The following is a 5,294-nucleotide window of genomic DNA, read 5'->3' as shown; positions in this document are numbered from 1 at the left end:
CGGCCGGCGCACGTTCGCGGGGTCGAGCGCAGCGGGCGTGCCCACCAGCAGGTATAGCGACGCGACGACCACCAGCGCGGCGCCCGCGAGCGCGCCGCCCACGGAGGGTCGCCGGCGAATCAGCGGCCAGAACGCCAGCATGAGGATCGCCACGCCGAATGCGAGCGCCAATGCAATGAACGGATAGGTCATCACCAGTCGCCACCGTCGTCGTTCGACGCCATGGCTTGCGACGATGCCGTCGACCGTTGGCGAACGCTGCGCCAGACCAGCCCGCCACCGACCAGTAGCGCCGCGAACGGGCCGAACCAGAGCAGCCACGTGCCGGGCTCGATGCCCGGTCGATACAACACGAATTCGCCGTAGCGGTCGACCAGGAAGCGCCGGATCTCGTCGTCGCTGCGACCCTCGCGCATGAGCCGCAGGATTTCTCGACGCAGGTCGACGGCGATCTGCGCTTCGGAATCGGCAATGGACTGGTTCTGGCACATCACGCAACGAAGCTCGTGCGTGAGGTCCCGGAAGCGGGTTTCTTCGGCGGCGTCGCGGAACTGCAGCGGGCGGCGGTCGGCGACCTGCGCACCCGCCGACGCGATCACCAGCAAGCCCACCAGCACGGCCGCGAGCCTACGCGCCATGTTCGGACTCCAGCGCATGCAGCTGTGGCAGCAATTCGTCGTGGATGATGGCGTCGCTCAGCGGCCCGACGTGCTTCCAGCGGATGCGCCCGTTGGCGTCGACCAGGTACGTTTCCGGCGCGCCGTAGATGCCGAAGTCGATCGCCGTATCACCCTGCATGTCGACGAGAACCAGCCAGTACGGATTGCCGAACTGTTCGAGCCATCGCAGCGCGTCGGCGCGTTCGTCCTTCCAGTTGTAGCCGACGACGCGAAGACGCTTGGTCTCGGCGAAACTGGTCACGACGGGGTGTTCCTCGCGGCACGCCGGGCACCAGCTGCCCCACACGTTGAGCAGGTAGGGCGCGCCGCGAAGGTCGGCCGCGCGCACGATGCGGCCGGGCGCGTGCAGCGAAGGCAGCGCGAATGCGGGCGTGGGTTTACCGATCAGCGGGGAGGGCAGCGCCTCGCGGCCGGGCTTTCGGCTCAGCCATACGCCGGCTGCCAGCAACGCCGCAAGCACGGCGAACAGAGCAAGCGGGGCCCAACGCGCGCGAGTCACAGGCGCACGCCCGATGCGATCGCGTCGCCGGGTTCCGGTGCGACGACCACGCGCCCCCGGCGGAAACGTCGGTCGGACGCTGCCGCCAATCCGCCCAGCGCCATCAACACCGCGCCGGACCAGATCCAGCGCACGAACGGCTTCACGTGCACGCGCATCGCCCAAGCGCCTCCGCCGAGCGGTTCACCGAGCGCGACGTACAGGTCCCGGGCAACGCCGGGCACGATCGCCGCTTCCGTCATGACCTGGCCGCCGCTCGCATAGCTGCGTTTTTCCGGATGCATCACCGCGACCACGCGATCGCCTTGAGTCACAACGACGCTACCGGTGTCCGCCTCGTAGTTCGGCCCGCGCGAGTGCGCCACGCCGTCGAAACGGAACGAGTAGCCGGCGAGGTCGACCGATTGCCCGGGGCGCAGCGCGAGTTCGTGTTGTTGCGACAGGCCTTCTACCAGAAGCGCGCCGACGACGAATATGCCGACGCCCGTGTGCGCAAGGATCATTCCGACCATCTCGCCGGTGAAACGCGCGCCGGGCGTGCGGATGCGCTGCACGACGAATCGCATCGTTCCGAGCACCACCCATGCCACGCCCGCTGCGCCCAGCGCGGTCTTCCAGCCGCCCTGCGGCAGCAGGATGAACGTCGCGATCCCCACGATCAGCGCCAGCACCAGCAGCGGGGCGAGCAGCTTGGCCGGGCGCGCGGGGTCGTCCCGTTGCCAGCGCGTCAGCGGGCCGAACGGCAGCAGCAGCGCAAGCACGCCGATCATCGGCACGAAGAACGACGAGAAGTAGGGCGGACCCACGGAGATCTTGCCGAGGTCGAGCGCGTCGGCCAGCAGCGGATACAGCGTGCCCAGCAGCACCATCGCGCACGAAGCGGTCAGGAGCACGTTGTTGACCAGAATCAGCGTCTCGCGCGAGTAGGAGGCGAAGAACGCACCTTGGGTTGCCGGGCCTTCCGGGGCGCGCAGCGCGTACAGCAGCAGCGATCCGCCGACGACGATGCCGAGGAAGATCAGAACGAACGTACCTCGCGTCGGGTCGGCCGCGAATGCGTGGACGCTGGTCAGCACGCCCGAGCGCACGAGGAAGGTGCCCAGCAGTGACAGCGAGAACGCGGCGATCGCGAGCAGCAATGTCCAGCCGACGAAGCCGCCACGCTTTTCCGTGACCGCCTGCGAGTGGATAAGCGCGGCGCCCGCGAGCCACGGCATGAACGAAGCGTTCTCGACCGGATCCCAGAACCACCAGCCGCCCCAGCCGAGCTCGTAGTACGCCCACCAGGAGCCGAGTGCGATGCCGGCGGTGAGGCAGGCCCACGCCACATTGGTCCACGGGCGCGTCCAGCGGAGCCAGCGCGAATCGACGTTCCCTTCGAGCAGCGCCGCGATCGCGAACGCGAACGGCACCGCGAACCCCACGTAGCCCGTATAGAGCATCGGCGGATGCACGATCAGGCCCGGGTCCTGCAGCAGTGGATTGAGGTCGCGGCCTTCCGCGACCGCCGGCAGCAACCGCGCGAACGGATTGCTGGTGAAGATCAGGAAGGCCAGGAAGCCGACCGCGACGATGCCCATGACCGAGATCACGCGTGCGACGACATGCCGCGGCAGCCCGCGCGAGAACGTCGCGACCGCGCCCGTCCACAGCGCAAGCACCAGCGCCCATAGCAGCAGCGAACCCTCGTGCGATCCCCACACGGCCGAATAGCGATATGGCAAGGGCAGCAGCGAGTTGCTGTTCTCGGCTACGTACTTGACCGAGAAATCCTGCGTGACGAACGCGACCGTAAGCACCATGAACGCGACCGCCACGCACGCCAGGTGCGCATAGGCGGCTGGCCGCGCCACGTCCGTCCAGGACGCGATGCCGCGATGCGCGCCGATGATCGGAAGCGTCGCCTGCACCAACGCGACGACGAATGCGAGCAGCAGCGCGAACTGGCCCAGCTCGGGCAGCATCGCGAGTACGGCTGTCATTGCATGGCTCCGGCCGGGGTGACCGGCTGCGACGATTCCACGCCGCGGTTCGTGGCGGCGTTCGCGACGTCGTGCTTGCGATGCGCCCTGCCCATCTTCTCCGCGACCTCCTTGGGCATGTAGGACTCGTCGTGCTTCGCCAGTACCTGTTCGGCCACGAAGCGATCGCCCTGCATGTGTCCCGTCGCGATCACGGCCTGGTCCTCGCGGAACAGGTCGGGAAGGATTCCGGTGTAGACGACCGGCATCACGCGGTCGCCGTCGGTGACGGCGAAATGCGCTTCCATCGACCCGCTGGCGCGCTTGAACGAGCCACGCGCGACCATGCCGCCGAGACGGAACTTCGCATCGCCGCCCCGCACGTTGGCGCCCGCCTGGCCGCCGTAGATCTCCGACGGCGTGTACAGGTAGGCGACATTGCGTTGCAGCGCCATCGCGACGAGCGTTGCAGCGAGCCCCGCTCCGAGGACGAGCACCAGAACCCACAACAGGCGGCGACGACGGATCGGGTTCATTTTGTTTCCATGGCGCGCGTCGGGCGCGCGCGGTTGGTGTTGCGTGCGACGCGACGCCGTGCGTCGCGCAGGTGCCGGGCGATCTGCAGGCGCGTCGCTACGAAGTCCCACGCGAGCACGATCGCGAAAACCGCATAGGCCGCTGCGACGTAGCCCGCATACGTCACGAGGTCGCTCCCGCGGCGTTCGCGACCCAGGCCTTGCCGGCCTCGCGACGGAGGTTGTCGGCGCGTGCACGCGCGAGTAGCGCGCCGACGAACCAGACGTGAGTGCCCAGCGTCATCCACATGAGCGGCGCGAGCATGGACGCATCCATCGACGACTTGCCGAACAGACGGATGGTCTGGCCCTGGTGCAGCGAGTTCCACCAGACCACCGAGTAGTGAATGATCGGCAGCAGCACCACGCCCACCAGCGCGAGGAACGACGCGGCGCGTGCGGCGATCCGGCGGTCGTCGATCGCGTTGTAGATGCCGATCACACCGAGGTAGAGGAACAGCAGGATCAGTTCGGTGGTCAGGCGCGGATCCCAGTCCCACCAGGTGCCCCACATCGGGCGACCCCAGATCGAGCCGGTCAGGAGCGTGATCAGCGTGAAGCCGGCCCCGACGGGCGCGCAGGCCATGGCCAGGATCTCGCACAGCTTGATGCGCCACACGAGCGCAATCGCAGCGTAGAAGGCCATCGCGGCGAACACCGCCATGCTCATCCACGCCGACGGCACGTGGATGTAGAGGATCCGGAAGCTGTCGCCCTGCTGGTAGTCGGGCGGCACCTGGAACAACGCGCCGTAGAGGCCCGGCAGCATCAGCAGCAGGCCCAGCGCATAGCCCCACTTCGCCCAGCGCGCGGCGAAGCGGTCGAAGTAGGGCGGTGACCCCAATTGGTGGAACCAGCGGACCAGCGGATTCATCGATGCGTGCGGTCGGTCGGGCGGGGCGCCATCGGGTGCGGGTCAGGATCCGCGCGATGCGCGGACCGGCGCTTGATCGGACTCAATTCGGGCCCCTCAGTTCAGCGCGATGCGGAGTGCAGCGGCAGCCGCGAGCGGGGCCAGCAACAGGCTCGCGACCAGCCCGGCGCCGAGGAGCAGGAGTGCACCGGAAGGGTCGAGACCCTGCGACGCGGCGACGACGCTTCCCGCGCCGAAAACGAGCACCGGCACGTAAAGCGGCAGGGCCAGCAGCGCGACAAGTATACCGGAGCGCTTCATGCCGACCGTAAGCGCCGCGATGACCGCACCGATGAGGCTGAGCAGCGGCGTGCCGAGGGCAAGCGAGCACATCAGCACCGGCAACTGGCCGGATGGCAGGTGCAGCAGGAGCGCCAGCACCGGGGTGGCGACCAGCAGCGGCAACGCGGAGGTCGCCCAGTGCGTGGCGGTCCTCACCAGCACGAGCCAGGCGAGCGGCACGGGCGCGAGCATCCACTGCTCGAGTGAGCCGTCCTCTGCGTCGGCCCGGAACAGGCCGTCGAGCGCCAGCAGGCCAGCGAGCAGCACGGCCAGCCACAGCACGGCACTGGCGACCTTCGGAAGCACCTGCGCATCGGCGCCGAGCGCCAGCGCGAACAGCACGACCACCAGGACGGCGAACAGCGCCGGCTGCAGGGCGTCGCC

7 protein-coding genes and 1 pseudogene are annotated in these 5,294 nt (G+C 68.6%); all 8 read right to left on the bottom strand.

Annotated features, from left to right (window positions below):
- Window positions 1-192, bottom strand: a pseudogene (locus FW784_RS12475) (cytochrome C biogenesis protein); the annotation flags it as partial.
- Window positions 192-638 (bottom strand): cytochrome c-type biogenesis protein, encoded by a 447-nt coding sequence (locus FW784_RS12470; protein WP_149353660.1) that lies wholly within the window; start codon window positions 636-638, stop codon window positions 192-194. The pseudogene FW784_RS12475 and the gene FW784_RS12470, both read right to left, overlap by 1 nt.
- A complete protein-coding gene (locus tag FW784_RS12465; protein ID WP_425481647.1) occupies window positions 628-1,179 on the bottom strand; it encodes a DsbE family thiol:disulfide interchange protein in 552 nt (183 codons plus the stop codon). The genes FW784_RS12470 and FW784_RS12465 overlap by 11 nt, the downstream gene beginning before the upstream one ends.
- Window positions 1,176-3,143, bottom strand: coding sequence for a heme lyase CcmF/NrfE family subunit (locus tag FW784_RS12460; RefSeq protein ID WP_149353661.1), 1,968 nt, complete (start codon window positions 3,141-3,143; stop codon window positions 1,176-1,178). Before FW784_RS12460 ends, FW784_RS12465 begins: the two co-directional genes overlap by 4 nt.
- Before the next feature lie 14 nt (window positions 3,144-3,157).
- The gene (gene ccmE / locus FW784_RS12455) at window positions 3,158-3,676 is read right to left on the bottom strand and encodes a cytochrome c maturation protein CcmE (protein WP_149353659.1); all 519 of its coding nucleotides are present in this window, start codon (window positions 3,674-3,676) and stop codon (window positions 3,158-3,160) included.
- A complete protein-coding gene (gene ccmD, locus FW784_RS12450) occupies window positions 3,673-3,843 on the bottom strand; it encodes a heme exporter protein CcmD (RefSeq protein WP_149353658.1) in 171 nt (56 codons plus the stop codon). The genes ccmE and ccmD overlap by 4 nt, the downstream gene beginning before the upstream one ends.
- Complete coding sequence (locus FW784_RS12445; protein ID WP_149353657.1) at window positions 3,840-4,589, bottom strand: heme ABC transporter permease; 750 nt, start codon at window positions 4,587-4,589, stop codon at window positions 3,840-3,842. The genes ccmD and FW784_RS12445 overlap by 4 nt, the downstream gene beginning before the upstream one ends.
- A 96-nt stretch (window positions 4,590-4,685) precedes the next feature.
- Window positions 4,686-5,294 (bottom strand): heme exporter protein CcmB (ccmB, locus tag FW784_RS12440; protein WP_149353656.1); only part of this gene is annotated, 609 nt, incomplete at its 5' end.

This window comes from Cognatilysobacter lacus (assembly GCF_008274655.1).
In the GTDB taxonomy this organism is placed as follows: domain Bacteria; phylum Pseudomonadota; class Gammaproteobacteria; order Xanthomonadales; family Xanthomonadaceae; genus Cognatilysobacter; species Cognatilysobacter lacus.
This window is presented reverse-complemented; position numbering and strand designations above follow the sequence as displayed.

Bases quoted from the DNA above. Each gene is read 5' to 3' on its own strand.
- FW784_RS12470 (WP_149353660.1), bottom strand. From the start codon at position 638: ATGGCGCGTAGGCTCGCGGCCGTGCTGGTGGGCTTGCTGGTGATCGCG.
- FW784_RS12460 (WP_149353661.1), bottom strand. From the start codon at position 3,143: ATGCTGCCCGAGCTGGGCCAGTTCGCGCTGCTGCTCGCATTCGTCGTC.
- ccmE (WP_149353659.1), bottom strand. From the start codon at position 3,676: ATGAACCCGATCCGTCGTCGCCGCCTGTTGTGGGTTCTGGTGCTCGTC.
- FW784_RS12445 (WP_149353657.1), bottom strand. From the start codon at position 4,589: ATGAATCCGCTGGTCCGCTGGTTCCACCAATTGGGGTCACCGCCCTAC.